Source organism: Acinetobacter sp. ANC 3832, assembly GCF_002135415.1.
Taxonomy (GTDB): domain Bacteria; phylum Pseudomonadota; class Gammaproteobacteria; order Pseudomonadales; family Moraxellaceae; genus Acinetobacter.
Map to the genome: position 1 here is coordinate 146825 of NZ_NEGJ01000007.1, position 25348 is coordinate 172172.

Consider the following 25348-nt stretch of genomic DNA (forward strand, 5'->3'; position numbering starts at 1 on the left):
TTTCCATGCGCGCGAGTCGCTTTTTATTTGCAACGTTAAGAGAAACCCCAAGTGATGCTGAGGTTATTTCACATCAACTTATGTTACGTGCGGGGATGATTCGTAAATTGGCTTCAGGTTTATACACTTGGTTGCCGATGGGTGTACGTGTGCTAAATAAAGTGGAAGCGATTGTACGTGAAGAAATGAATCGTGCAGGTTCACTTGAAGTATTCATGCCTGTGACTCAACCCGCAAGCCTTTGGGAAGAATCTGGTCGTTTTGTACAATACGGTCCTGAACTTTTACGTTTTAAAGATCGTCATAACAATGATTTTGTTCTTGGTCCAACCCACGAAGAAGTGATTACCGATCTTGCACGTAATGAATTAAAAAGTTATAAGCAATTACCAATCAATTTCTATCAAATCCAAACCAAATTCCGTGACGAAATTCGTCCACGTTTTGGCGTAATGCGTTCTCGTGAATTCATTATGAAAGATGCTTATTCTTTCCATATTGATCAAGAATCATTACAAGAAACCTATGATGTCATGTATGACACGTATTGTCGTATCTTCACTCGCTTGGGCTTAAACTTCCGTCCAGTACAAGCGGATACAGGTTCAATTGGTGGCTCAGGTTCTCATGAATTCCACGTTTTGGCTTCAAGTGGTGAAGACGACATCGTTTTTTCAACTGAATCTGAATACGCAGCAAATGTTGAAAAAGCTGAAGCACTCTTGGTTGGCGAACGTGCTGCACCTACTCAAGAACTTAAAATTGTAGATACACCAAATCAAAAAACCATTACTGATGTTTCTGCATTCTTAAATACAGATCCGGCGCAATCTGTAAAAGCATTATTGGTTCAAGGTATTGCCAATGAAAAAGGCAAAGTCCCTGTTGTTGCTTTATTCCTACGTGGCGACCATGAACTGAATGAAATTAAAGCTGAAAAACATTCCTTAATTGCATCACCATTAGAGTTCGCAACAGAAGCTCAATTACAAGAAAATGGTTTAACGGCTGGTTTCTGCGGTCCTCAAGGTTTAGTTGAAAAAGGCTTAACTGTGATTATTGACCGTGCAGCCTCTGTTCTTTCTGATTTTGTTGCGGGTGCAAACCTTGTTGATCAGCATGCAACAGGAATTAACTGGGAACGTGATGCACAATTTACGGAAGTTTATGATCTACGTAACGTGGTTGAAGGCGATCCATCTCCAGATGGCAAAGGCACACTTCAAATTAAACGCGGTATTGAAGTCGGTCATATTTTCCAATTGGGTCAAAAATATTCTGAAGCTTTAGGCTGTAAAGTCTTAGGTGATGATGGTAAACCACAAACCGTTACAATGGGTTGTTATGGTATTGGCGTAACCCGTGTTGTTGCATCAGCAATTGAACAGAACTTTGATGATAAAGGTATTATTTGGCCTGCAGCAATTGCACCATTTGATATTGCGATTGTTCCAATGAATGCACACAAATCACCGCGTACAGTTGAAGCTGCGGAAAGCTTATATGCTGAACTTCAAGCACAAGGTTTTGATGTATTACTTGATGATCGTAACGAGCGCCCTGGGGTTAAATTCTCTGATCTTGAATTGACAGGTATTCCACACCGTATTGTGATTGGTGAAAAAGGTTTGGATGCAGGTACTTTTGAATATAAAGGTCGTACTGATGCGGAATCTGTGAATATTAGCAAAGAAGAATTAATGGCTAAATTTGCAAAATAATCTGTAAATTGAGTCATAAAAAATCCCGCTTTAAGCGGGATTTTTTAATAAAACCAAAAGACTGCTTATCTAGGACTACTCTATTTTCATTAAATAATAGAAATAGGGGGATTCTTCATAGCTATGCAAGATGCCATCTACTAATTAAAATTAAATGACGTATCACGCGGAATAATAGACATACTAGAATTTAAGCGTCCACCAGTAATCGCAATTTCACCTAAGCGCTGTGGATTTCCAACCGTTGTAACACCACCAGTTGTCGTAGCAGGATATAGATTTAAATCACGCGCTCTAAACACACCTTCTTTACTCTTATCTGGATTAAAAATAAAACTAAAATTAAACCCAACATTATCTTTATTAATTGCAATACTATTATCAAATCCAACAGCACCAGAAAGATTATCTAAACCTATTGTAGACCCATCTGGGTCTGAAAGTTGTAAAACATTATTTAGAGGTTGGCTAGAATTAAGATTCATAAGCCCAACAACATTGAGTGCATTAGTACCATTAACCAACTGACTTTGATCAGTTAAAAGCGCTCTAGGTACCAAAGCAAAGTTAATACCACCATTTAATTTAATTTTCAATCCAGCTAAAACATCATTATTGGTTGTAAAACCATTTGAAGGCGCATAACAGCCTCCTGTAGTTGGGCACGTTTTATATTTTGCACCAGGTAAATAACCAGCTGCCAATTGAGCTGCAATAATCATTTTCAAACTAGGCATACTTACATTCAATTGCCCATTTTCAAGCCCTATTGAACCATACCCATTCAGTAACATATCAATATTTCTTAAACCAATATAGTAATCTGTTGGTGTCGACTTAATTGAACCTGCTTGATTGTAATTGGTGTTATCACCACCATCAATCAACATAATCGAGGTCGATTTTGTCCCATCAGTACTCACGCCTTGGGTACTTAATGCAGCACTAAACCCGATACGCTCAGAACCTGTAATACCTGTAACTGTAGGAGCATATACATCACTACCTACATTATTCTTGCTAATAATTTTATCTACCAATCCGCTTGATTGTTTTCCATAAAATGCAACATTGGCATTTAGATTATAAATTGGTAAACCTAAGCCCCACTTAGAAGGGGTAGAAGATGGTAACTTACTCGCATCAGTTACATCTGGTGTTGCAATAAATTGACCACGCCTAGACAGAGCAGCAAAATTTACACCTCTTAATGCAAGAACAGCACTATTTGGATTAGTCGCGCCCGCTGCTGTTGCTGCAATAATTTGATCAAAGTCTGAAAGCGTTGCTAACTTATTCGCCCCACCTAAGCTTACCCCTGTAAGATTCTTATTTTCTGGGAGTTTGAGCAGATTACTATCAACTAAATTCAGATATATACCATCCATATCTAAACCACCGCGAGCAGTTGATAAGGCAACGTCTCCTGTTTCAGAGCCTGTTAAGCCTGTTCGTGTAACTAGCGGTGTAATATTTTCAAATCTAAAACCATAACCAAAAGCACCACCATTACTTAACTCTAAGGTGGTCGCTTTATCTGCAGTAATCAGGCCATTTTTCACATCTAAATCATTGGTGAATTCACCTGTGATTTTAAGTTTGACACCTGTCGAGCCTACAATAGAATTATTCGTTGGTGATCCAGTACGGCCTGCATTCCCCAATAAACTTGAATTTATATCAGAAACACCTAACTGAACAATACCGTTAACCAGACGACCATTTGCTCCAGCCTGAAGAAGACCTTTATTATTTATTGCAAACTCTAAATTCAAACCAGGACGTTGATTTTCAGTACGAATAAAGTCTGCATACCCACCTGTTCCGACTGTACCACTAGATAGTGATAACCCTCCAGCTGAGTCAATATACATATTACCAAAACCTTTAAAATTAAAATTAAAATTTTTCATTTGTAAGGTATTCGATACTGTACTGGTCTGTTTCTGGCTTAATCCCACATTCATATTTTGTACGCTAAAATCTAGATAAGCGGGGTCATTTTTTGAAAACAGACCATTCGAAGTCACTAAATTAAATTTTATTGGGTCATAGGCTTCAACTGATAATGAACCTATTGAAGGGTTTGCAGTATCCGCTGTATTACAAGTCGCACTATTATTACAAACTTTAATACTATTGGTCGTAATTTTACCTAAAACAGTATTTACATTTAAACCAACACCTGGCTTACCATTTGCAGTAAATACATCAAAAGTTGCTTGCACACCTAAGTTTTTACTGGCATCTAAAGCCCCACGTGATATATCTATTCCATTAATTGATGCTTTAAGTGATTGCTCTCCTGTACCAACTGAATTACCAGACTGATCAATCCAACTGACCTGATCAATTTTAACATTTGAATACGTAATTGCTGCTGTAATACCATCTTGCCCATCTATAGCACGCATATCACTTTCAGACATCTCTTCTAAAGCATAAGCCGATGGCAAATACGAATACATACTCAACATGAGTGTCGATAGAAAAAAAATCTTTGTTTTTTTTATATTCTGTTTCATTATTTTATCCTTAATTTGGCTCTATGCTTCCAATGCCTGCTTGATTAGCAACGAGGATGTGAACCATCACAACCAAAAACCATAATCTTTCCATTTAAGGCAAGATTTCCATTCATCATAAGTCCAGTAAATCCAGTTTCCTTACCACGATCATACAGCGAAGCTGTTGCAACTTTCCCTGATGCTACATCTGTAATATCCGAATAAACTGACTTTTTAAGATATCCATAATCATTCGCTGTCGGACCTACACCTTCCAAAGTAGACGTACTATTAAAACTATCTTGTTCAATAGATAGCGCACTAAAACCAAAATTATGAATTTTGATAGGTGATGAGGCTGTATAACTCAGTTGTATAGCAGGTTTTAAAACTATTTCACCTGTTGCTGTTCCCTTTTTGCTATACATCAAATCAATGCCATCCAAGCCTAATTTTTGAATCTCAATGGTTCCCTGTATGCCCTTCAATACCACCCACAACTTATGACCTGAATCGCTATTTGCAACTGTAAAAATATTATTAGTATCACCAGCTCCCATAGTAACGAAACGTTTATTCACAGATAAACCAATACGGCAAAACTCCACAGCACTACAAAGTGTATTATCAAAAGTACCATCATTTTTTTGATTTAATGACAATTTTAAAGATATATCTGCACCAGCCTGTCCCTGCACTTCTTGCAAATCCTGATCAGTTAAAGGTTCCATAGCCGCCACATGAAAACTTAATAACCCTATTAAAATAGGAAGCATTTTTTTTCTCATTTATATTCTCCCTAACCTATAGACCTTTAGTTGTAATTTTCATATGTTGAATTAATAAACCATCAATCGCAGCTGAACCTAAATTATTCAATGCTGCACCTGTAATATTATTTGGTGCCGCTGGTGCTACAGTAGGGGTTATTCCCACAAAATTTTGTACAGTTGAGTTTGAAATTCCGTTAATCCAAACAGCAAGTGAAGTTGCCCACGTCCTATTGGTTTGTGTTGGTAAATCATTTGCAGATGGTGCTGTACCACTACATCCTCCAATAGAGGTACCAGTACACCCTCCTGGAATAGGTTTTTGATTTTGTGTTGCAGTGGTACTTCCATTTACATTATTTACATATACCCAATCACTTATCGTCCCTGTACTACAAGCTCCCCAAAATCCTCCGCAACCATATAACCATGTACGATCATTTTGTTTACGTTGTTGATATTGTAAATCAACATAATTTGTCGTTTGAGTTTGAGTTCCATTTAAGGCACCAAATGAAACTCCTACTGCACCCTCACCACTATATGCGGTAAGTATATTATTCACTGGATCATAGTTGGTTGAACCAATAGTAATACTGCTATGTGTTGCATTATTGCCTTGGTAACCTGCTATACCATTATTACCACACTTATAGACATTACATGTTGAACCTAAATAGGAACTATCACTTCCAGAATAATCTGTATAAATTTTCTTATATACCTCTGGTTTATTTGGAATACGTGCGACTTCCAAGCTGAAATTTTTACCATCAGAGCCTAAAATAAGCGGTTGATAACTTGAGCCTAACACCAAATTAGTATTTAAATTATAAATATAGACACCTTCATTCGCATCAAAACTTGGTGCACCGCCACCATTTATAGCGGGTGTATATAAAAGATTAGGATTGTCTGCTGTCTCTCGAGTACTCAAGCGCAAAATTTTATTTGTATTTACTGAAGATACTTGCGTCGCTGTATCCGTTGTTGTTCTTTTTTGAACCTGATATTGACAACCTATACCTGAATAATTCGGTGCTAAGCTTGCTGTTGTATTATTACAATCAGCACCTGTCGAAGTACCAGTTACGGTATTAAAACCAGCCAAAGAACCATTATGAATCGTACTCCAAGCTGAAGTACTTCTCGATGTATTATTAGTACTTACTGCACGCACATTTTGAGCATCACCACTATTCAAACGTATAACACCCGACGCACCAAGGGTATTATTATAAAAAGCGCTCATTCCACCAGTATTTGTTGCGCCACCTAAAGTCTGAAAGAGTTGAATTCGACTACCATTAATACTAAAGCCATTCCAAATTGCTTGTAAACGCAACCTATTTGCTCGAGCTGAATCACTTGCACCACCAGCATTTTGCCCCAAAGTATATAAATCAGACGAACTATCAAGCTTACTCTGATCTAATACTAAAGCATCTGCCCAAGTCGCTAATTTTAAGTTATAAGCATCTGCACCCTTGCTTGAGTCAGTAGGTAATGTTGTATTATAAAGCGGTGCTTCTAAAGCAAAATATGAAATTTGACAGGCAGTATCTGTTGCAGTACATGCCGCTTGCGCTGGATCAAAGCTAGGTACATTCGTTTGTGTACCTACTTTTAACAACCACGGATTTTCAGCTGTACCCCAACTTTTTATTTGCGCATCTGCCTCAGTGCTTGCTAAACGGCTATTACTATTACCATCAGATTTAGAAAGTGCTAAGCCATATAAATATATATCAGCTTTACCCACAGAGTGATCTGAAGCATCAACTTTACCATCTTTATTTGTATCTTGTGATGCAGCAGATAATGGTCCCACAGGAATATAATGTATATAACCTGTATCATTGGTACGATCACTAAATAAAGTAGCTTTGGTTTCATTTGCACCATAGCCACGAAATACCATATAGGCATCTTGAGGGAGTAAAGCAATGCCCTCACCTGTTGTATCGCTTAAACTAGCATCTGACAATACTTCAAGCGCAAAGCAAGATTGGCTTAAACATAAACCAATAAAACTCGCTAAAACGGTTTTTTGAAATTTTACCGTATAATTGAGTGTAGTCATCTTTGACCTTCCTGTGTTATACGATGCTCCGCACCATATTTATTTTATTTCTATATTTCCAAATAAACTGCTTCACGACTTTCCTTTGTCTATGCAGTTCTGTTATATCTATCACAATTTATAATATGCAATTCTTTTTACCAAGGCAAAAGATAGTTTGTTAAATGCCTAACTTTCCGATAAGCGAGACCTTAATCAATTAAAACCAATTAATTTAAATCTATCTCTTGGTTAATTAAATTAACAGAATTTTAAGCTTCCATAACAATTTGCAGCAACCTCTTGATTTGCTAATTTTAAATTTTGCAAAGTTAAACGTGCAGGGTTTGCTGCCGTATAAGGACCAATATCAATATTCATAACTTTAGTAATTGGCGCATTAAATATAGCATTAAGACCATCCCCTGTTCCCAAATCAATCGGATTATCACCTAATTGTTTCGTAATTAGAGCAGCAACCTGTGGCAATACAGGAGTAATATCTACTTTATCTCCACCTTTTAAATAACCCAATTGTACAGGATCAGCAAATGACATCCACCACCCCTTTTGAGCAACATCTGTCTGACTCATCTGAGCAAGGGTTTTACCAGAAGTATCACTAGAATCCACATAGTTTCCAGGCCATAAAAGCGCCATTTGTTGCAAGCTCAAATATCCACCTGTACCATTCAATGGAATATTATGAAACATGCTCAGAGCCTGATTAAAAGTTACATTTAGGTTCAAATTACTCAAAGTTGAACCTGCCCCCATTTTAAATTTTGCATCACACACTAATCCCAGAACACAATCTTGCTTTGTATGATCACTTTGACTACGAATATTTACCATCAATAGATCATTATCCCACTGACTACAATTGGTAACTGCACTATTACAATTTGTTGGTTTAGCTAAAGAAATACTCGGCAATGTCAGCATAATGTTTTGTGCTATAGCAGCAGTCAATCGATTCCCATTCACCTGAAATGCAGGTAAGGTAAATCCAATACCTTTTAACTCAGGAATTGTAATACCCGTTGTCACATCACCACCAGAAGGACCAAGCCCCGCATTTTCCTTATTTGGATAGCTCTGAATCCATTGATTATATGTTCCCAGAAGACCACCTAGCAATTTCAAGCTAATATTCCCACCAATTGACTGATCGACAGTCTTACCAAAGCTTCCTCCCATGGTATCCACCTCACCTGTAGTCTGTGCAATTCTCATGAATCCACTAAGTGTTTGAATACCATCAGACGATGACGGAGTGCTTGCATTTGTTAAACCCGCACTTAGTAAACCACTAATTTTTTCGGCACTAAACCGTAAACCAACTATTTCTCTAGTTGATGCTTGCCCAGGATTTTTAACGGCAAACTCCATAAATGGATTTGTTAATTGAGCACTAGTCGCAGGTCGACCATCAGCATAAATAGGATTTCCATTTACATCACTAGATGTTGGTAAACCACTTAAAGATAAATTTTTGATATCAATATCGCATGCACCGGCACCGTTTACCCCACCACAACCTAATTGTAAATTTTTAATATTAGCATTCAAGTCCATTGTTGCTTCTAAACCTAGCTTATAAAAACCGATATTTTTATCTGAACTGTATTTACTCATCAAGTTATTAGTATCAGTAGGCGCAATATAAGATAAATTCATAAGCGCTTGCCCAGTAGTATCAGATAATTGCTCATCACTCATACTTTGCAGAGTTGATGCCGCAAATGCAGATGTAACGACAAGGCTATTTATTGCTAACAAAGCAAAAACAAGAGGTTTAAATTTAAACATGAACAGCTCCTAATCCGTAGATTATGCTCAAGAAAAGTCCAATTCTATTGTTTTAAACAATTACTTAAATTCTTTCCAAATTTAAATAAATAACTGTTTAAAGTTCATTTTTTGTTATCAATAGAACATATTATTGTGATTAATTTATCATATTTTTTATTTTATACCGATGATTTTTGTAAATTCAAAGGCATCTAAAATCTATCTTTATATTTTAATTAGATAAATTAAATAGATATATCCATGTTTAACTCCAAATAAAAAAGTGGCTTACACCACTTTTAAAAATATAAAGCTTAATTTTAGGCTTAGCAAAATTTTAAGGAGCCATAGCAATTTGAAACAACTTTCTGATTGGCAAGCTGTAAGTTCTGCAACAAAATTTTAGCTGGTGTTCCACCCAACAATGGATTAGTAGCTTTATTTAAGTCCACAACCAATGCTTTTGGTGTTTCTATTACACTATTTGTCAGCGCATCCAGTGCTTCTTTTAATCCAAGATTTATTGTCTGACTAGCATTTGCCAACTCAGCATTCATTAAACTTGCGACTTGACCATAAACAGAACTAATATCAACAGGATTAACTGCCTTTAGCTCCCCTAACTGTACAGGATCAGCAAAAGACATCCACCAACCTTTTTGTGCAATATCTGTTCCTAAACCCATCTGACTGAGTGCAGTCTTACCTATATCCCCAGACGCCACAGTTGCACCAGGCCAAATTAGCGCCATATCTTGTAAAGATAAATATCCGCCTGTTCCTGTTAACGGTATATTATGAATCATGCTTAAACTTTGTGCAAAATCAACACTCAAATTCAAATTTTTAACAGCAGAACCTGTTTTTAGTTTAACCCTTGCATAATCAATACCTAAAATAGATGGATTAAGTGATACAGCCAACTGGTTGTTCGGACCTGCATCTAGTGGAATACTACCTAAAGAAACATTAATTCCACTGATAATTGCACTGGACTGTCGAATACCATTGACCTGAAAATCTGGTGTGCTAAAGCCGACATGCATTGAAGGCAGAGTAATCCCTGATGTTTGCGCATCAGCTGGTAGACTAGAAAATGTTGAATCAATTAACCCCAAAACTTTAATATTACCTTTAATTATTTCATTAGTGCTTTTACCAAATGTTCCCGTTGCTGTATTTACACTTCCACTAGTCGCTGCAATTTGCATAAATCCGCTTAACCGTTGAATACCATCCGTTGTTGATACTGTTTCATTATTGGCTACACCTGCTGTTAAAAGTGCATTAATTTTCTCTGCACTAAACCGCAATCCTTTAATTTCTCGTGTCGAAGCTGAATTTGGATTAGCAATTGCAAACTCCATAAAAGGATTCGTTAATTCAGCACTAGTTGAGGATCGACCATCAACATAAAGTGGGCTACCACTCACATCATTTGATGTAGGTAATCCGCTTAAAGATAAATTTTTAATATCAATATCACAAGCACCTGCTCCATTGGTACCACCACACCCCAGTTGCAAATTTCTAATATTAGCATTCAATTCTAATTTTGCTTCAAGACCCAGTTTATAGAAACCAATATTGTTAGCTCCTGTAATATTCTTCATGGGATTAGATTGATCTGTGGGTGCAATATAAGACAAGCTCATTAAAGCCTGACCTGTGGTATTAGATAATTGCTCATCGGTCATCGCTTTTAATGTTACTGCAAATGAAGAACTCATACTCAAACTACTGAGTGTTAATAATGCAACATTTAAATATTTCAACTGGAGCATAAATACTCTCCCATCCTTAGCAAAGCTTTAATTTTATTTCCCATTCGAACTCTAAATTTAATTTTCGACTTAAAATAAAAATATAACAAAATCACATTGACTATATAATAAACAATTAAATGGTTTTAGAGTTGCTGTTCAGTTTCTTATAGCATTTATAATAACCAAACCAAATAAATATTATTATTTCCCGATAAAAAACAAAGACTTTTAAATAAAATTAAACAATAAAAATAATCAAATAAAATCAACTAACAAACAAAATATAAATATTTAATAATTATGTAAAATAAATCACAATTAACCAGATTCTTGTATTTAAAATCTCTTTTATAATGAGTTTTATTCCCTTATGCTTTAGAAACTAAATATAATTATTCAAAATCACTTAATCTTAACTTTCTATAGAAGTCTTTTATTCAGCATCAACTTCAATTTCACTTAAAAAATATGCATAAAAAAGCAAGCTCAATCGCTTGCTTTCATTCTTAGTCTAACTTCACGCTTTTGGTAAAGTCACACCAGTTTGACCTTGGTATTTACCACCACGGTCTTTATAAGATGTTTCACATACTTCATCTGACTCAAAGAACAACATTTGTGCAACACCTTCACCTGCATAAATACGCGCAGGAAGATTGGTTGTATTTGAAAATTCCAAAGTCACATGACCTTCCCACTCTGGCTCAAGTGGCGTTACATTTACAATAATACCGCAACGTGCATAAGTCGATTTTCCTAAGCAGATTGTCAACACATTACGTGGAATGCGGAAATATTCAACTGTACGCGCTAAAGCAAATGAGTTTGGTGGAATAATACAGACATCTGACTGAATATCGATAAAGCTTTTATCATCGAAGTTTTTAGGGTCAACAATGACAGAATGTACATTGGTAAAAACTTTAAACTCAGGCGCGCAACGAACATCATAACCGTAACTTGAAACACCATAAGAGACGATTTTTTCACCTTGTTCATTCACACGAACTTGATTCGCCGCATAGGGTTCGATCATGCCGTGTTTTTCGCTCATTTCACGAATCCAACGATCAGATTTAATAGCCATTAGAATAATATCCAAAATAAGTAAAAGCTTTTATTGCGCTGTACTTTAACTGAAAAGAGCATCTAAGGAAATGATTAGCGCCAAAACAATACTCAACACTCTAAATGTTGACCCATAGATAATGATCTAATGCTAAGTTCAAAATTTGTAGATCGAACATCTAATGTATGTGAGCTACAAATTTACAATCGCAGAATAACTCAGTGGAATAGAGAAGCTTACAAGTACCAATGAGGCTGTTTTCTGTAAATTATATTGATTCAACCAACTGACTTTATTGTTGGATAAAACAGCCCCAATAAATGTCCAAAAAAAGGCGATAGGAACAATAAGTAATAAGAAAACCAGCATATGCGATGTGTATGCCGATACATTGTGCCAAACATAATTTGGAAAAATAGCCGAAGCAAAAAGTAAAGCTTTAGGATTAAGCAACGTGGCAACAAATAATTCTCTTGCTCGAATGGTCGCTTGGTTAAAGTTTTCTTCTTTCGATGCTGTTCGCCAAAGTTTCAATGCTAAAAACAGGATATATCCCGCACTAAATAATTTAAGAATGGTTGGGATAATTGGAAATTGCTTTGAGACTGTCCCAATAATGACACCCCAAATTGTAATAGAAATTAAATAACCAAATGCTTCGGCAGGAATAAGTTGCAAAGATTTACGTATACCGACTTGTATACCGGAAGATGCTAAAAGCGTATTGGTCGGTCCTGGCGTCAAAAGTATTGCCATCACCAAACCGATAAAAAACCATGAAATCATTAAATGACCTCACCATGTAATTGAGCGCAGATTAAATCAGTTTAAGTGGCTTGGCAAAAATTTAATTGTAAGACAACATATAAAAAATAAAAATATTTAAAATTTATCATTAAAAATCAATTACTTAATAAAAATTAAACACATATAATATAACTGTACCATTGGGTCACAGATATTACATGGTTTAATCTTTAATCAATATTTTCAATGTCTTATAAATCTCTCCACACTCTAAATTTTGATAAGGTATTTTCACCCTTCAAAATTATCACTTTACGAGAAGCAAGCCTTACAATGTCTACAGTACAACTCACAGCAACCCGATCGATCTAAATGATATGATCCACATTACAATATGCGTGTGCATGAGTCACACCATTAAAAATGATTAAATCTAGAATAGATGTTGCTCAATATTTAAAAATAAAATAGCTGGTTTTGATTTAAGCTAAATTTCAGCATATTTCTTTATTATCAATGCTTATAACACCAGTGTACCTCCTGAATATCGAGAAGCACTGTCGTTTTTATAGACATTCAGGCACAATACTCTTACATTCGATAAATACATTACTTATGGCAAAGCGCTTTTTTCAATCTTGGCTTCCTTCACCTGAGCAAGTCAATAATATGAAAATAATGAAGATTTTTGGCAACAAAGCCTTAAGTCCTCAGCTTTGGTATGTCAATCGTAAGTCTATTTCCAAAGCCATGTTCATTGGTACTTTTTGGGGAATTTTACCGATTCCCTTACATAGTATATTGATTGTTCTGACTGTTTTACTATTTGAAGCTAATTTACCAATCGGGCTATTACTTGCTTGGATTATGAATCCTTTCACGATTGTTCCGATTCTTATTTTTGCATTTTGGATTGGTTCCAAAATTTATCATGTCAATATGATTAATAAAGATATGTTACTGGGTGTTTTTCACCAAATTATGCATTGGATTAAAAATTTTGGTCATGGGCATATTGATTTTAGTTTAGCTAAAATTTTAGCCACAGGTTTATTTATTGAAGCCTTAATTTTTGCCATTTTATTCTTTGTTTTGACCCGTCTTTACTGGCGTTGGAGTGTGGTTAAACGCTGGAGAAGTCGCCAGAGCAACGAAATATAATATCAAGAAAATTTAGTTTAAAACCACCTCAATCAATTCAGAATATCCTGTCGATAAGTCGCCATTCAACCATTGCCATTCTTCTATTAATTTAATCATATCATTTTCAAGTAATTCAATTCTAGTCTTACATTGTCCTGTTCTTAGCTCACCAGAAATAGTCAAATGTTGGTAGCAAATTTCAAACGTACTCTCTGTGAGCATTTGCCCAATAATCGAACCAACCTGAACCACACCACCTTCATAGCGTGCAGTAATTACTTTCGCTTTTTGAGTATAGTAAAAACGCGTCGCTCCATTCACATCACCATTGGATGTATTGGTTAAACTCATAAAGATTTTATTATTCAATATATTTAGATGTTTCATTCTTATATTCCTCAAAAGCCCCTCTTTTAAAGAAGGACTTTTATCAACAGACCTAAGTGATCTAAAGCTGTCAGAAAGTTTTGATCAAACGATTAAAAAATTCGGCTTTGATCTTTTTCAGCTTTAGGTAATTGTGCTGCAATTTTTTCAGCAATTGCGATATAGCTTTCTGCAACATCATCCCCTGCAATTACAGAAGGTTTACCTGCATCTGCATTTTCACGAATGCTCACATTCAAAGGTAAACGACCCAATAACGGAATGTTGTATTGTTCAGAAAGCTGATCACCACCACCTATACCAAAAATTTGCTCTTCATGACCACAGTTCGAACAAATGTGTGTAGACATATTTTCAATGACGCCCATCACTGGAATTTGTACTTTATTAAACAGTTCAATGCCTTTCACTGCATCCATCAATGCGACATTCTGTGGGGTTGTGACAATTACAGCACCTGTTACAGGAATACGTTGTGCAAGGGTCAACTGAATGTCCCCTGTACCTGGTGGCATATCAATGACCAATACATCTAGGTCAGGCCATAAAGTTTGATTAAACAATTGCATGAGTGCACCTGTTGCCTTGGGTCCACGCCATGCAACAGGCGTATTGTCTTGACCAATTAAATGCCCAATTGACAAAACAGCCATACCATAAGCATCCAGTGGTACGAAGTTTTCTGCTTCAATTTTTGGTGTTTTTCCTGCATTACCCAACATTGTTGGAATACTTGGTCCATAAATATCAGCATCCAAGACCCCCACTTTTAAACCCAGTTTTTGCAATGCCAAAGCAATATTCACTGTAGTGGTCGACTTACCTACACCACCTTTACCAGAAGAAATAACAATCACATTTTGGATACGTGGATGTTTAGGTACATCTCGTTGTTGAGGCGCTGCTTTTTGGATTGGTGGGTTATTCGGATCTGTTTCAGGCGGAGTTTCAGTTTTGGGTGCTTGTTCTGAAGCATCAACCACAGGTGGTAATGGATGCTTTGTATTTTTCGTAGTCTCAGTTTTAGGTTGACTTGAACAGCTTGCTTTAGCATGTTCAGAATGATTATGCGCTGAATCATTGCTATGGTTGTGATCTGGATTCGAGCACGATTTATCATGCTGAATTTTTTGTTGAATCACGTGCATATTCAATTCTTGAATGCCACATTTTTCCAAAGCACTGGCAAGATCATCATGAATTTGTTGCAGTTGATCTGCTTCTTTAGGAAACGTATTAATGCTGATTTGAAGAACACGCCCTTCCACATTAACTTGAGTAATCCGATCTTTCAGTGCATTGTTTGAATTCGGCAAAATATAGCCTTGTAGCACATTCTGGATTTCTTCCTCGTTCACCTCCAGAGCAGGTGAAAAAACAGATTTAAGCGAAGAAAGCCAAGACATAAAATTACTCCAAATATGGATATACAGCTAATTCTGATAGTTTAGCCGTAAATTGCCTCAAGGTTAAGTAAAGTTCGATCAAGCTTTTTGAATGTCGATATAAATTCAAGTGATTTGGTTGAATTTTAAAGCCAAAACTTATCCCTTTTATTTTTGCTTCAACTTTCCTACCCATTCATAAAATGATTTTGCTTTTTCAGAATCTTGATCTACATATTTTCCAGTTTGATAAAAATCACCTAAATATTGTGCCGACTGTAAATCTGAATACTCCAAAGCAAATGTAGTTAATTGCTTAATCGCTTCTTCTTTAGCGAATCAAGGTGTTCCAATATGATGTAAAAGTATTAAAAGGAGTTCACGTTCTGCATTTACATCAATATCTTGATAATACTGTTTCTCTTCTTGAGGAAAAGGATCAGGAAGCTTTTCTATAGGATTGGATATAAATGGTTGCTGTGTACCAAATGGTGCTATAGATGATGAATTCATTTGAACAGTTGATACTTCAGACTGTCCCCTCTGTGAAAATGGATCTGGGATTTTATTGTGTTTTGCTAAATGCGGATTGTATTGCTCATAATAATATTCCATTAACTTTTTACCGTAAATTTCTACTACGGTATCATCATTGAATTTTTGATTGCCTTCCTTCTTCATACTCTTTGAAAACCATTGTATGAATCCATCATGCATAAACATTTGCTCGACTTCATCAGCAGGAAGTTTGCCATGCTATACCGCATATCGTTTTACCCTATCCATTAATGCTTGAGATTTTTTTGAAAATCGCCTCATCCAAATCGCTAAAGCAATCAATAAAATTACGATAATCAAAATCGTCATCATGCGTTCCTCATTTTAATTATTCATTTTTATCGTAGGGTTTTGAGACATCTTATATCAGTATAAATCAGCTTTTTATACAATAGGCTTTAATATTTTAGATACAAAAGCATTTCTATAGTTCAGTTATAGTAACAAGAGTACAGCATCATTTTTATCACTTTTTAGAATAATAAAGGCTTTTGATATGAAGTACATTTTAGCTTTAATGCTCTCGCTTTCCCTGTCTAGTATTGCAATTGCAGCGAATCAAACCACTACGCTAAGAACACCAACGGGTCAATTGGTCTCTGTTGGCGACAGTTATACTGAACTCGTCACACGCATGGATCAATCACCTCTTTCCATGAATTCGTATGAATGGAAACAAGGCAAAAATCGCTATATGGCGATGGATTATCTTTATCAAATTGAAAATACGGTCTATACCGTGACAGTGGTAAATAATCAGGTGAAGAAAATTGAATGGATCAATAAAGATCAATAAGCCAGATAGAATTAGATTAGTTTGTAATTTTATAAAAGATGAAGAAAAATATAATTCTGTTCAAAAATCAAAAAGTGTAAATAGCATTGATTAAGCTAAGTCATTTAGGCTTAATCAAATGATGTTGTATTGAAAATACATGTATTCCAAAGAGATTTGTACATCAATCACTTTCTTAAATACTTGCTTTGAAAGTACAGAGAGAATAAATCCTACTGATTCAGAATAAGAAGACTGCTATTTATTTTTCGTTATCTTTTTTAAGGCGTTTTAACGTATCAGCAAATTTCAATCTAAAATCACTAATTGCAATATCACTTTTTGCCACAGCTTGTTCAGCCTTGGCTTTAAAGTCTTCACTTAGTTTTTCATTCATTTCTTCAGATTCTGGTTCTGGTTCTTTTGGTTTAGATTCTTCAATAAGGCGTTTTAATTCATCCATCGGATTCGAGGCTTTATCATTCAAGTCTTCTGATTTATCTAATTTTGAGTCACTCATATTTCCCCCTTTTATTGATTTAAAACCTTAATTTTCTTCTTAATTATTTATTTTATATTCAAATAAAATTGAAATCTGTTGAAGAAATGCAATTGTAGCCAAATATACGTCATCTTACTTAACTTGAACTAAAATTATACTAGAGAAAAATAGATTTAGCTTGAACTTTTAGCTGTTCACAGCTTTTGATTAGAATCATCATGCTGAACAAATCTAAAAATGACAATGCCGATTTAGTCATCAACCAAATCGGCATTGTTCTAAAAACATCTGAATTAAAAGCTTTTCATCTTTCTAGCATCTAAAAAGTTGAGAATTAGCCCTTATCAGTTTTATCACCTTTTAAGCTATTCAGTGTATCTGTCGCCTTTTTCTTAATTTCATCAAATTTTTCTGTTGCATGTACTTTTAAATCATCAATTTTTGCAGCAGCTTCATTTTTTAATTCAGCAGCTTTTAACTTTGCCTCATCAAGTTTATGACTGGCCTCTGTTTTCAGCTGATCTAACTTTTCACTCGCCTGATCCTGTAATGCCGCGGCTTTATCTTTGACAGCGCTCAGTTTGTCATCCAATACTGCCTTATTATCAGCACTACTATCCTGAGCATCTCTTTTCAGATCAGTTAATTTTTCTTCACCTGCTAATTTTGCTTCTGAAGCAGAATGCTTCAAATCATCAACGGCTTTTTCACCTTGAAGTTGCGCTTCTTTTGCCTTAAATTTTAAATCCTCACCTACTTCAGAAGCCTTTTGTTTTAAATTATCTAATGTATTGTCTGTCATTTTTACGCCCTCTTGATTAATGATTCATCTAAAAAGAAAATATTGCTTTATAACGAATTTTAAAATCATGAACACAGTAGCAAATCTATGTTCTAGCTGTACCTTAGTTATATACAATTAAGATAATATTTAATGCGAAAACTGCAATTTGCAATAAATACCATACGCATTGTTACGAATGGTGTTTTTTATCAATCATCACCCCTAGCCATCTTGTGCACATTTTTATTTTCTCTTTTGAAATAATGAAATTGCTCACACTTATCTAAGATGTCTATTTATAATCTTATTAACTGCATTAAGACCAATAAGATAAACAGATGAATATCTTATAATTTGTGATATCGATACAATTCATATTTATTTTAAAATTTCAAACTCACCTACTCAAAAATTGCCAGAGAACAGAATGCACACTGAATTAAAAGCAAAAATCATCAGAATTTGTGAACAGAAAATTGCTCAGAAAGGCGAAAATGTAGGGCTGTCTTTTTATGCTTTTTTCGCTAATAAGAATGATGATCCTGAAACGTTAATGCACGTTGCAGAATGGTGGATTAAAACTCATCAACTTGATCATTTTGAAAAAGCAGTGAAAATTAAGCAGATGATTTTGAATGAGTCATAAATTGTCATACGGAATGTTAAATCCGTAAATAGTTCTTCTACTTAAAACAGCTCTTCAAAATTTTGCATATGAGTAAAAATCCCCTTTTTTCTCGTGTATTGATCGATCTGTAGTACAAGGCGCTGAAAATGTTCAGATTGTACATGAGCATCCAATGCAGTTCGATCTACCCATTCTTCAATAAAGACAAAATGTCCTTGGTCACGTAAATCATGACAAAGTTCATAACTGAGACATCCTTTTTCAAGTTTGGTCTTTTCCACGAGTTCTTGATACAAAGGTAAAACTAAGTCTATTTTGTCGACTTGGATAAAATCTTCTGCAATAAGTTTTAGCATATTTTCGTTTCTTTCTTTTACTAACTCCCCAAACATAGCATAAAGCTAAAACTTAGGTTTTATGAATAAAATACTGAATAAGCCTTTGGAATATTAAATTTTTTTTCTAACTTTAAATACACTGCATTTCCAGCCATTAAACCTGCAATCAGTGGAATTAACAGCAACGTATAGACCATAAAAAAGTAGCTAAAAACCTCGATAAAGCTATACAACACACCATCTAAAAACAGCACCAAAAACAACAATGTAACCAACACTGAAAATATGGCTAAAGTGACTTTCATTATTTGGTGCGTTTCAATCACTTCCGATGGTGCTTTTAATACTCTAAAAATAATGAGATAACTGGAAAATGCACTCAACCATAAAAAAGGCGTGAGATACATCATCACTTCTACACCACGGCTTGAATCCCTTGCTGAAGCCGTGACAAAAAAATCACCTTGATAAAAATGTAAAAACAGACAAAATGGCACAACCAAAATAAAGACTGAAACCACACTCGCTACTACAGATGAAAAGAATAAACGCCATGATCGCATTGTGTTCTCCAATTGCTTTGATCTTGGCTTTATTGTCTAAAACTGCATTGTGTTTTGATTGATGTCTATGTGAAATTTAAGTGAAGTTTCAGCCCGATTAAACAATATAAAAATTTTAGGTGGTTTTATTTATCTCAAAGTACTCATAAAACTCACCACAGAGAACAACCAAATAAACAAGACAAAACTACGTTCCTGACTAAAATGATTTACATCTGTACCATGTAGAATATTATGACGAGTCATGGTCACAGTTGAGCTACTGTCCATTTTATAGGCTTCTAATTCAATAAAATATGCATTCATTTCACAAGCAATTTTAACCTTATGCCACAAACTCTTAATTTCATGCCCTTTTAAGCCCGGAACAATTTTATAGACATCCACAAACTTGGTTTGATTTTGCGTTAAAAAGCCTTTTTCAATCAGAATATCCGTTAATAGACCTTCCAATTGTGCATATAAAACAGGGATACAACCTGCGAAACACTGCATTTCATACAGCTTAAATGCTTCTTGAATGACTAAGCGACGTTGTGCTTTATTATTGCCAATATTAAGCTCATCAAAAGCTTCTAATAATTCAGCCTGAAAATATTCAGTCTTGATCACATCCAGCAGATTAAAATCTACATCACTTTCATGGTGATTAATCAAGTTCCAAATATGCACTAAATTTAACGCATCATTCGCTACTTTATTATCCGTGGCTTGATCAAGTTGATTGGCCAAAACCTCAAAATAAGCTTCATTAGCAACAAGTGCTTTGAGTGTTTTCATCAAATATTGATGTTCAGCAGCAGGCATTGACTGTAGATATTGCTCTGCATCTTTTAGAATGCTTTGTCCGAGTTGTTTGCCTTTCTCATGTTGAGGAATACGAGTTACCTCTCGGTCAAAGTCATCTTGCTCAAAACCGTCTTGATCAGCATCATTGAAACGTTCAACAGAATCATCAATCATGTGTATTCACTCTTTAACATCACTTTAGCCAGACATTATCCCTGTTATTGAGGTATCAATATATAAAAATCTACATTTGAAAATAATTCACAGATTCCCTTGTGCAACATTCTCTCAAGTCATGTAAAATCATTGACCTTGCAACACTTTGCATAACGACGAACGAGAGAGTTAGATCCGTGCGAAATATTTTAGTCACCAATGCCCTTCCATACGCCAATGGTCCCATCCATATGGGTCACTTACTCGGTTATATCCAAGCTGATATTTGGGTTCGTGCCATGCGTGCAATGGGACATAACGTGACTTATGTATGTGCGGACGATGCTCACGGTACAGCAATCATGTTGCGTGCTGAAGCCAATGGCATTACACCCGAAGCGCAAATTGCCAATGTTCAAAAAGAACATATTCGTGATTTTGATGGTTTCGGTGTGAATTTCGATCATTATGATTCAACCAATAGTGATGAAAACAAAGCCCGTTCTGAAGAAATTTATATTAAAAATCGTGAAGCAGGCAATATTGCTGTTCGCCCTGTGACGCAATTGTTCGATCCTGAAAAAAGCATGTTTTTGTCAGATCGCTTCATTAAAGGCACATGCCCGAAATGTAAAGCTGAAGATCAATACGGTGATGCTTGTGAAGTTTGCGGTACAACCTATAACGCAACAGAGTTGTTAAACCCACGCTCAACTTTAAGTGGTGCAACACCTGTCGAAAAATCATCTGATCATTACTTCTTTAAACTTCCAAATTTTGCTGAATATTTGCAAAAATGGACACGTGATGAAGGTCGTCTTCCTGTTTCAATTGCTAACAAACTGGATGAATGGTTTGAAAATGGCTTGAATGACTGGGATATTTCACGTGATGCACCGTATTTTGGTTTTGAAATTCCAGATGCACCAAACAAATATTTCTATGTTTGGGTTGATGCGCCAATTGGTTATATGTCGAGTTTTGAAAACTATATTAAAAGCAAACGTCCTGAATTAAGCTTTGATGATTATTGGAAAAAAGATTCTAAAAATGAGGTCTATCACTTCATTGGTAAAGACATCGTTTATTTCCACGCTTTATTTTGGCCTGCAATGTTGGAAGGTGCAAATTACCGCACGCCTACAGGTTTATTTGTGAATGGTTTCTTGACTGTTAACGGTCAGAAAATGTCTAAATCTCGTGGTACGTTCATTAAGGCTGAAACCTATTTAGATCATTTAAATCCTGAATATTTACGTTATTACTTTGCGTCTAAATTGTCAGATAAAGTTGAAGATTCTGATTTAAATTTAGAAGATTTTGTGCAAAAAGTAAATTCTGACTTGGTGGGTAAAGTCGTGAATATTGCCAGCCGTTGTGCGAAATTCATCAATACAAGTTTTGACAATAAGCTATCGGCAAGTTGTGCAGAGCCTGAATTGGTGCAAAGCTTTGTTGATGCAGGTGATTCAATTGCGCAAGCATATGAAGCACGTGAATTCTCTGCTGCAATTCGTGAAATTATGGCACTTGCAGATAAAGCCAACCAATATATTGATGAGAAAAAACCGTGGGCACTTGCGAAACAAGAAGGTCAGGAACAACAAGTTCATGACGTATGTTCAGTCGGCATCAATTTATTCCGTCAATTGGCTGTTTACTTAGCACCAGTACTACCAACTTTGGCTACTCAAGTTCAAGATTTCTTAAAACTTGAAAGCTTTAATTTTGCATCAGGTAAAACAGTTTTAGTCGATCATGAAATTGCACAATTCCAAGCCTTAATGCAACGTGTTGATCCGAAAGCAGTTGCTGCAATGGTCGATGCATCTAAAGATTCTTTGGCTGCTGCCGCTGAACCTGTCAAAGTTGAAAAGAAAAAAGAAAAAAAAGTTGCTCCTGCTAAAGTTGAACCGAAAATTGGTGAAGCAGAAATCATCGGCATTGAAGACTTTATGAAGGTTGACCTGCGTGTGGCTCAAGTGGTTGACGCTGCAATTGTTGAAGGTTCGGATAAGTTACTTCAATTGACTTTAGATGCAGGTGAAGCTGAGCCACGTAATGTGTTTAGTGGTATTCGTGGTTCGTATGCACCTGAAGACTTAAAAAGTAAATTGGTGGTTTTGGTGGCCAATCTTGCGCCACGTAAAATGCGTTTTGGTATTTCGAACGGGATGGTACTTGCAGCGGGGAATGGTGAAGGTATCTTCATTATGTCACCTGATACAGGTGCAAAACCGGGTGATAAGGTTTCTTAAGTTATAAGCTCTACAAAAAGCTCCTTTAATCAGGAGCTTTTTCATTTATAAAGTTAATATTTCCAAATTTTGTATGCACACCTAAATATTCATAAATAGCATTTGTTTTGATCTCTAATTTTTTATCATGAGTAAAAAAATAATCACAAAATGATGCCATTTGCGCATGTGTAAAATCACTCATAAACCTTTGAACTCCATCAATTTGATCTATTTTTGTATCTTGTTGAAATCCTATAAAATTCATCATATTATAAAAAACACTCACTTTTTCATAGTTATATAGATTTCTACCATTTATTTTTTCATTAATAGTAATGGTCCAAAAATCATTAATATTAAAATTTTTATACCCTTCTTTCTCTTTATACAAACTCCATATTTTTTCAATAACATTTGGTTTTGTAATATTATTTAAATGTTTTGCTTGAATCCCAATTTCATTTCTAAAAATTTCAGACATTTTATCATTCTCAGAATATTTTTTAATTTGCAAAAGCATAAAATCTAAACTTTGTTCATATTCTTTTTTTTGATCATTTATCTGGTTAAACATAGCTTCTGACTGCTCTTTAAATTGAGGAAATTCCTGCAACTCATTATTAGCATTTTTCATAATCTCTAAATTTCTATCATAAGCAAGCAATGCTTCTTTTTTTATTTCATCAAAATTTTTATCTTTCTTATAGTTCAATAAAAATTGATCATAAACATGTTTATCCCAAAAACCCCACTCCTTTTTATTTTCAACATACTTTTCGAACCATTGAAACACTGATACTGGAGAAATAATGCAATGATTAAGAAAAACAAAACTTGTGGTACATGCAATTCGGATATGATGTGCTTCCAACCACTCTAAAACTTTTAAATATTTTGTACTATTACTTTCATCTTGAGAGTTTATAAAAGCTTTATAAATTTCGCCTAATGTTGTGTCTGAATAGACTACTTGATAATTATCTTTAAAAAAATTATATATAACATGCCCTTCATCAAATTTTTTTACAAATAAATCTAAAATATTTTGATCAAGATAAGCTAGAGGTTTTCCTGAATATTGATTTTCATCCATAAGCCTTTTACTCATTTAATATTTTATATAACAATATAAATGAATCATTTATTTACTTCATCCCAAAAATCAATTTCAAACCTAACAAAGTCATCACCCCACCTGCAACACGGTCAAATACCTTCTTAAACTTCAAATATACACGGCGTGGCTTCTCCGCAGACAACGCAACAGCCACCAATGAATACCAACCTGCATCAATAAAGAAGCACAACATTGGCAAAACCACATAAAAATAAGTCGGAATTTCTTTCGGTAAAAGTGCCGTAAAAATACTGGCTAAAATAATCGAAATTTTCGGATTGCTTAACTGCGTGATTAGCCCCAAACGATACGCTTGCGCATAACTCATCGGGTTCACATTCGCTGCTGCGGTTTGCATTGGATCTTTGGCATGTTTAATAATTTTATACGCCAGCCAAAGTAAATATAAGCCACCACAAATTTTTAGAGCCAAATAAGCAGACGGCACAGCCAACAAAACAGCCTGTAAACCAATCACAGCTAAAAAGCCAAATAATGCAGCGCCTGTACCCGTACCCAAAGCCGTGAATAAACCATGCTTACGGGAAATGCCAATCGAATTTTTTGCCACATAAATAAAAGTTGGACCCGGACTAATTGCACCCAGCATTAACGCCAAAGCAATTGAGCCAATAATCAATAATGATTCCAAAGTCGAACCTATCTATGCGAATAATTTATCCTCTGATTTTACGCTGAGTCCACAAAATTACCTATAGGTTTTCAAAAAATATAAATACGTTTACTATTCCAAACAGATCACTAAAAATATTAAAAGAATTCGATATGAATCAACCAGACCAACAACACTATAACGTCGTTTCATTTTTTCGCTTTGGACCTTTTATCGCCACATTTATTCTTGTTTTCCTTGGACATTCCCCATTAATTTTCTTTGAACCTATCCGTTTTTTAACAGGCTTAGTCACACCCTCTATTCTATTTTCAATGCTTGCACTGATGGTCTTGGCACTCATTGTTGGATTTTGCATCGGAATTTTTCCGACGTATATCACAGGTCTAATTTTTCAAAAGTTTATTCAAAATAAAATTGAAAATCTCACCTTATTACAGAGTTTATTTTATGGATTCTGCGCTGGCTTGAGCTGGATGGTCTGGGTTCTGATTGGCTTATTAGAACCTAAAGTGATTCTCCCCATACTTATTTTTGTCGGGATGGTTATTATTCCAACGTCTATGCTTTGTGCACTGCTGGAATGGCGAAGAATCAACAAATTAAAAATACTCAAACCTGAGTACCTAACTTAAATTACGGTTGACTCACTGATTCAGTATTTTGTGCGGTTAATTTATAATCCTTTTCATATACAGGCATCCCTGCGATTTGAATAGAACGTACCTCAGTTTTGGTTGGGTTTGGTGGCTTTTTATCACACCCTACACTCAGCATGGCAATGACGATATAGAAACCTATAGACAGCTTTTTCATGACCTATCCTCTGTCGTTATTTTTATCATTTTAGAATAACACTTTAGAATAAAAAACCATCAAATAATTCAAAAAAAGAGCAAGATGATGTTACCAA

24 protein-coding genes are annotated in these 25348 nt (G+C 35.3%); 6 read left to right on the forward strand and 18 right to left on the reverse strand.

Going from position 1 to position 25348, the window contains the following annotated elements:
- The first annotated feature begins 5 nt into the window (after positions 1 to 5).
- Complete coding sequence (locus B9T35_RS11280; protein ID WP_086191209.1) at positions 6 to 1721, forward strand: proline--tRNA ligase; 1716 nt, start codon at positions 6 to 8, stop codon at positions 1719 to 1721.
- Between the two features lie 140 nt (positions 1722 to 1861).
- Here B9T35_RS11280 and B9T35_RS11285 read toward each other — a convergent pair whose 3' ends face one another.
- The 7 genes from B9T35_RS11285 to B9T35_RS11315 form a co-directional block, all read right to left on the reverse strand.
- Complete coding sequence (locus B9T35_RS11285; protein ID WP_086191210.1) at positions 1862 to 4246, reverse strand: DUF6160 family protein; 2385 nt, start codon at positions 4244 to 4246, stop codon at positions 1862 to 1864.
- Between the two features lie 44 nt (positions 4247 to 4290).
- Positions 4291 to 5016: a hypothetical protein gene (locus tag B9T35_RS11290; RefSeq protein ID WP_086191211.1), complete on the reverse strand. Its 726-nt coding sequence runs from the start codon at positions 5014 to 5016 to the stop codon at positions 4291 to 4293.
- 16 nt (positions 5017 to 5032) lie between these two features.
- Positions 5033 to 7081: a hypothetical protein gene (locus B9T35_RS11295; protein WP_086191212.1), complete on the reverse strand. Its 2049-nt coding sequence runs from the start codon at positions 7079 to 7081 to the stop codon at positions 5033 to 5035.
- A gap of 240 nt (positions 7082 to 7321) precedes the next feature.
- Positions 7322 to 8872 (reverse strand): hypothetical protein, encoded by a 1551-nt coding sequence (locus tag B9T35_RS11300; protein WP_086191213.1) that lies wholly within the window; start codon positions 8870 to 8872, stop codon positions 7322 to 7324.
- A 308-nt stretch (positions 8873 to 9180) separates the two neighbouring features.
- A complete protein-coding gene (locus B9T35_RS11305) occupies positions 9181 to 10638 on the reverse strand; it encodes a hypothetical protein (protein ID WP_171264266.1) in 1458 nt (485 codons plus the stop codon).
- Positions 10639 to 11137: 499 nt separating this feature from the next.
- Positions 11138 to 11707: a dCTP deaminase gene (gene dcd / locus B9T35_RS11310; RefSeq protein WP_086191214.1), complete on the reverse strand. Its 570-nt coding sequence runs from the start codon at positions 11705 to 11707 to the stop codon at positions 11138 to 11140.
- 174 nt (positions 11708 to 11881) lie between these two features.
- Positions 11882 to 12475 (reverse strand): LysE family translocator, encoded by a 594-nt coding sequence (locus B9T35_RS11315; RefSeq protein WP_086191215.1) that lies wholly within the window; start codon positions 12473 to 12475, stop codon positions 11882 to 11884.
- Positions 12476 to 13051: 576 nt separating this feature from the next.
- Here B9T35_RS11315 and B9T35_RS11320 point away from each other — a divergent pair.
- On the forward strand, positions 13052 to 13597 hold the full coding sequence (locus B9T35_RS11320) for a DUF2062 domain-containing protein (protein ID WP_086191216.1): 546 nt from the start codon (positions 13052 to 13054) through the stop codon (positions 13595 to 13597).
- 12 nt (positions 13598 to 13609) lie between these two features.
- Here B9T35_RS11320 and B9T35_RS11325 read toward each other — a convergent pair whose 3' ends face one another.
- The 3 genes from B9T35_RS11325 to B9T35_RS11335 form a co-directional block, all read right to left on the reverse strand.
- Positions 13610 to 13966, reverse strand: a complete 357-nt coding sequence (locus B9T35_RS11325; protein WP_086191217.1) for a hypothetical protein — start codon at positions 13964 to 13966, stop codon at positions 13610 to 13612.
- 92 nt (positions 13967 to 14058) lie between these two features.
- Positions 14059 to 15372, reverse strand: a complete 1314-nt coding sequence (gene apbC / locus B9T35_RS11330) for an iron-sulfur cluster carrier protein ApbC (protein WP_086191218.1) — start codon at positions 15370 to 15372, stop codon at positions 14059 to 14061.
- Positions 15373 to 15690: 318 nt separating this feature from the next.
- Positions 15691 to 16074 (reverse strand): hypothetical protein, encoded by a 384-nt coding sequence (locus B9T35_RS11335; protein WP_086191219.1) that lies wholly within the window; start codon positions 16072 to 16074, stop codon positions 15691 to 15693.
- A gap of 331 nt (positions 16075 to 16405) precedes the next feature.
- Here B9T35_RS11335 and B9T35_RS11340 point away from each other — a divergent pair, with 331 nt between their 5' ends.
- Positions 16406 to 16705, forward strand: coding sequence for a hypothetical protein (locus B9T35_RS11340; RefSeq protein ID WP_086191220.1), 300 nt, complete (start codon positions 16406 to 16408; stop codon positions 16703 to 16705).
- 241 nt (positions 16706 to 16946) lie between these two features.
- Here the strand turns inward: B9T35_RS11340 and B9T35_RS11345 are convergent, their stop codons facing one another.
- Both B9T35_RS11345 and B9T35_RS11350 read right to left on the reverse strand, forming a co-directional pair.
- A complete protein-coding gene (locus B9T35_RS11345) occupies positions 16947 to 17204 on the reverse strand; it encodes a hypothetical protein (RefSeq protein WP_086191221.1) in 258 nt (85 codons plus the stop codon).
- A gap of 316 nt (positions 17205 to 17520) precedes the next feature.
- On the reverse strand, positions 17521 to 17988 hold the full coding sequence (locus tag B9T35_RS11350; protein WP_086191222.1) for a hypothetical protein: 468 nt from the start codon (positions 17986 to 17988) through the stop codon (positions 17521 to 17523).
- A gap of 409 nt (positions 17989 to 18397) precedes the next feature.
- On the opposite strand from B9T35_RS11350, the gene B9T35_RS11355 reads away from it, so the two are divergent.
- Positions 18398 to 18616 (forward strand): DUF6500 family protein, encoded by a 219-nt coding sequence (locus tag B9T35_RS11355; RefSeq protein ID WP_086191223.1) that lies wholly within the window; start codon positions 18398 to 18400, stop codon positions 18614 to 18616.
- Positions 18617 to 18657: 41 nt separating this feature from the next.
- On the opposite strand, the gene B9T35_RS11360 is transcribed toward B9T35_RS11355, so the two are convergent.
- The 3 genes from B9T35_RS11360 to B9T35_RS11370 all read right to left on the reverse strand — a co-directional run bounded on the left by B9T35_RS11360 (position 18658) and on the right by B9T35_RS11370 (position 20462).
- The gene (locus B9T35_RS11360; RefSeq protein WP_086191253.1) at positions 18658 to 18954 is read right to left on the reverse strand and encodes a putative quinol monooxygenase; all 297 of its coding nucleotides are present in this window, start codon (positions 18952 to 18954) and stop codon (positions 18658 to 18660) included.
- A 59-nt stretch (positions 18955 to 19013) separates the two neighbouring features.
- Positions 19014 to 19499: a hypothetical protein gene (locus B9T35_RS11365; RefSeq protein WP_086191224.1), complete on the reverse strand. Its 486-nt coding sequence runs from the start codon at positions 19497 to 19499 to the stop codon at positions 19014 to 19016.
- 129 nt (positions 19500 to 19628) lie between these two features.
- Entirely contained in the window at positions 19629 to 20462 is an 834-nt protein-coding gene (locus B9T35_RS11370) for a hypothetical protein (protein ID WP_086191225.1), read from the reverse strand.
- 179 nt (positions 20463 to 20641) lie between these two features.
- Here B9T35_RS11370 and metG point away from each other — a divergent pair, with 179 nt between their 5' ends.
- Positions 20642 to 22702, forward strand: coding sequence for a methionine--tRNA ligase (gene metG, locus B9T35_RS11375; protein WP_086191226.1), 2061 nt, complete (start codon positions 20642 to 20644; stop codon positions 22700 to 22702).
- 25 nt (positions 22703 to 22727) lie between these two features.
- On the opposite strand, the gene B9T35_RS11380 is transcribed toward metG, so the two are convergent.
- Entirely contained in the window at positions 22728 to 23777 is a 1050-nt protein-coding gene (locus tag B9T35_RS11380) for a hypothetical protein (RefSeq protein WP_086191227.1), read from the reverse strand.
- A 52-nt stretch (positions 23778 to 23829) separates the two neighbouring features.
- Positions 23830 to 24453 carry a LysE family translocator gene (locus tag B9T35_RS11385; protein WP_086191228.1) on the reverse strand — a complete coding sequence of 208 codons (624 nt, stop codon included), beginning with the start codon at positions 24451 to 24453 and terminating at the stop codon, positions 23830 to 23832.
- Between the two features lie 134 nt (positions 24454 to 24587).
- Between B9T35_RS11385 and B9T35_RS11390 the strand changes: the two genes are divergently transcribed.
- Positions 24588 to 25070 carry a hypothetical protein gene (locus B9T35_RS11390; protein WP_086191229.1) on the forward strand — a complete coding sequence of 161 codons (483 nt, stop codon included), beginning with the start codon at positions 24588 to 24590 and terminating at the stop codon, positions 25068 to 25070.
- Between the two features lies 1 nt (position 25071).
- Here B9T35_RS11390 and B9T35_RS11395 read toward each other — a convergent pair whose 3' ends face one another.
- On the reverse strand, positions 25072 to 25251 hold the full coding sequence (locus B9T35_RS11395; protein WP_086191230.1) for an NF038215 family lipoprotein: 180 nt from the start codon (positions 25249 to 25251) through the stop codon (positions 25072 to 25074).
- Between the last annotated feature and the right edge of the window lie 97 nt (positions 25252 to 25348).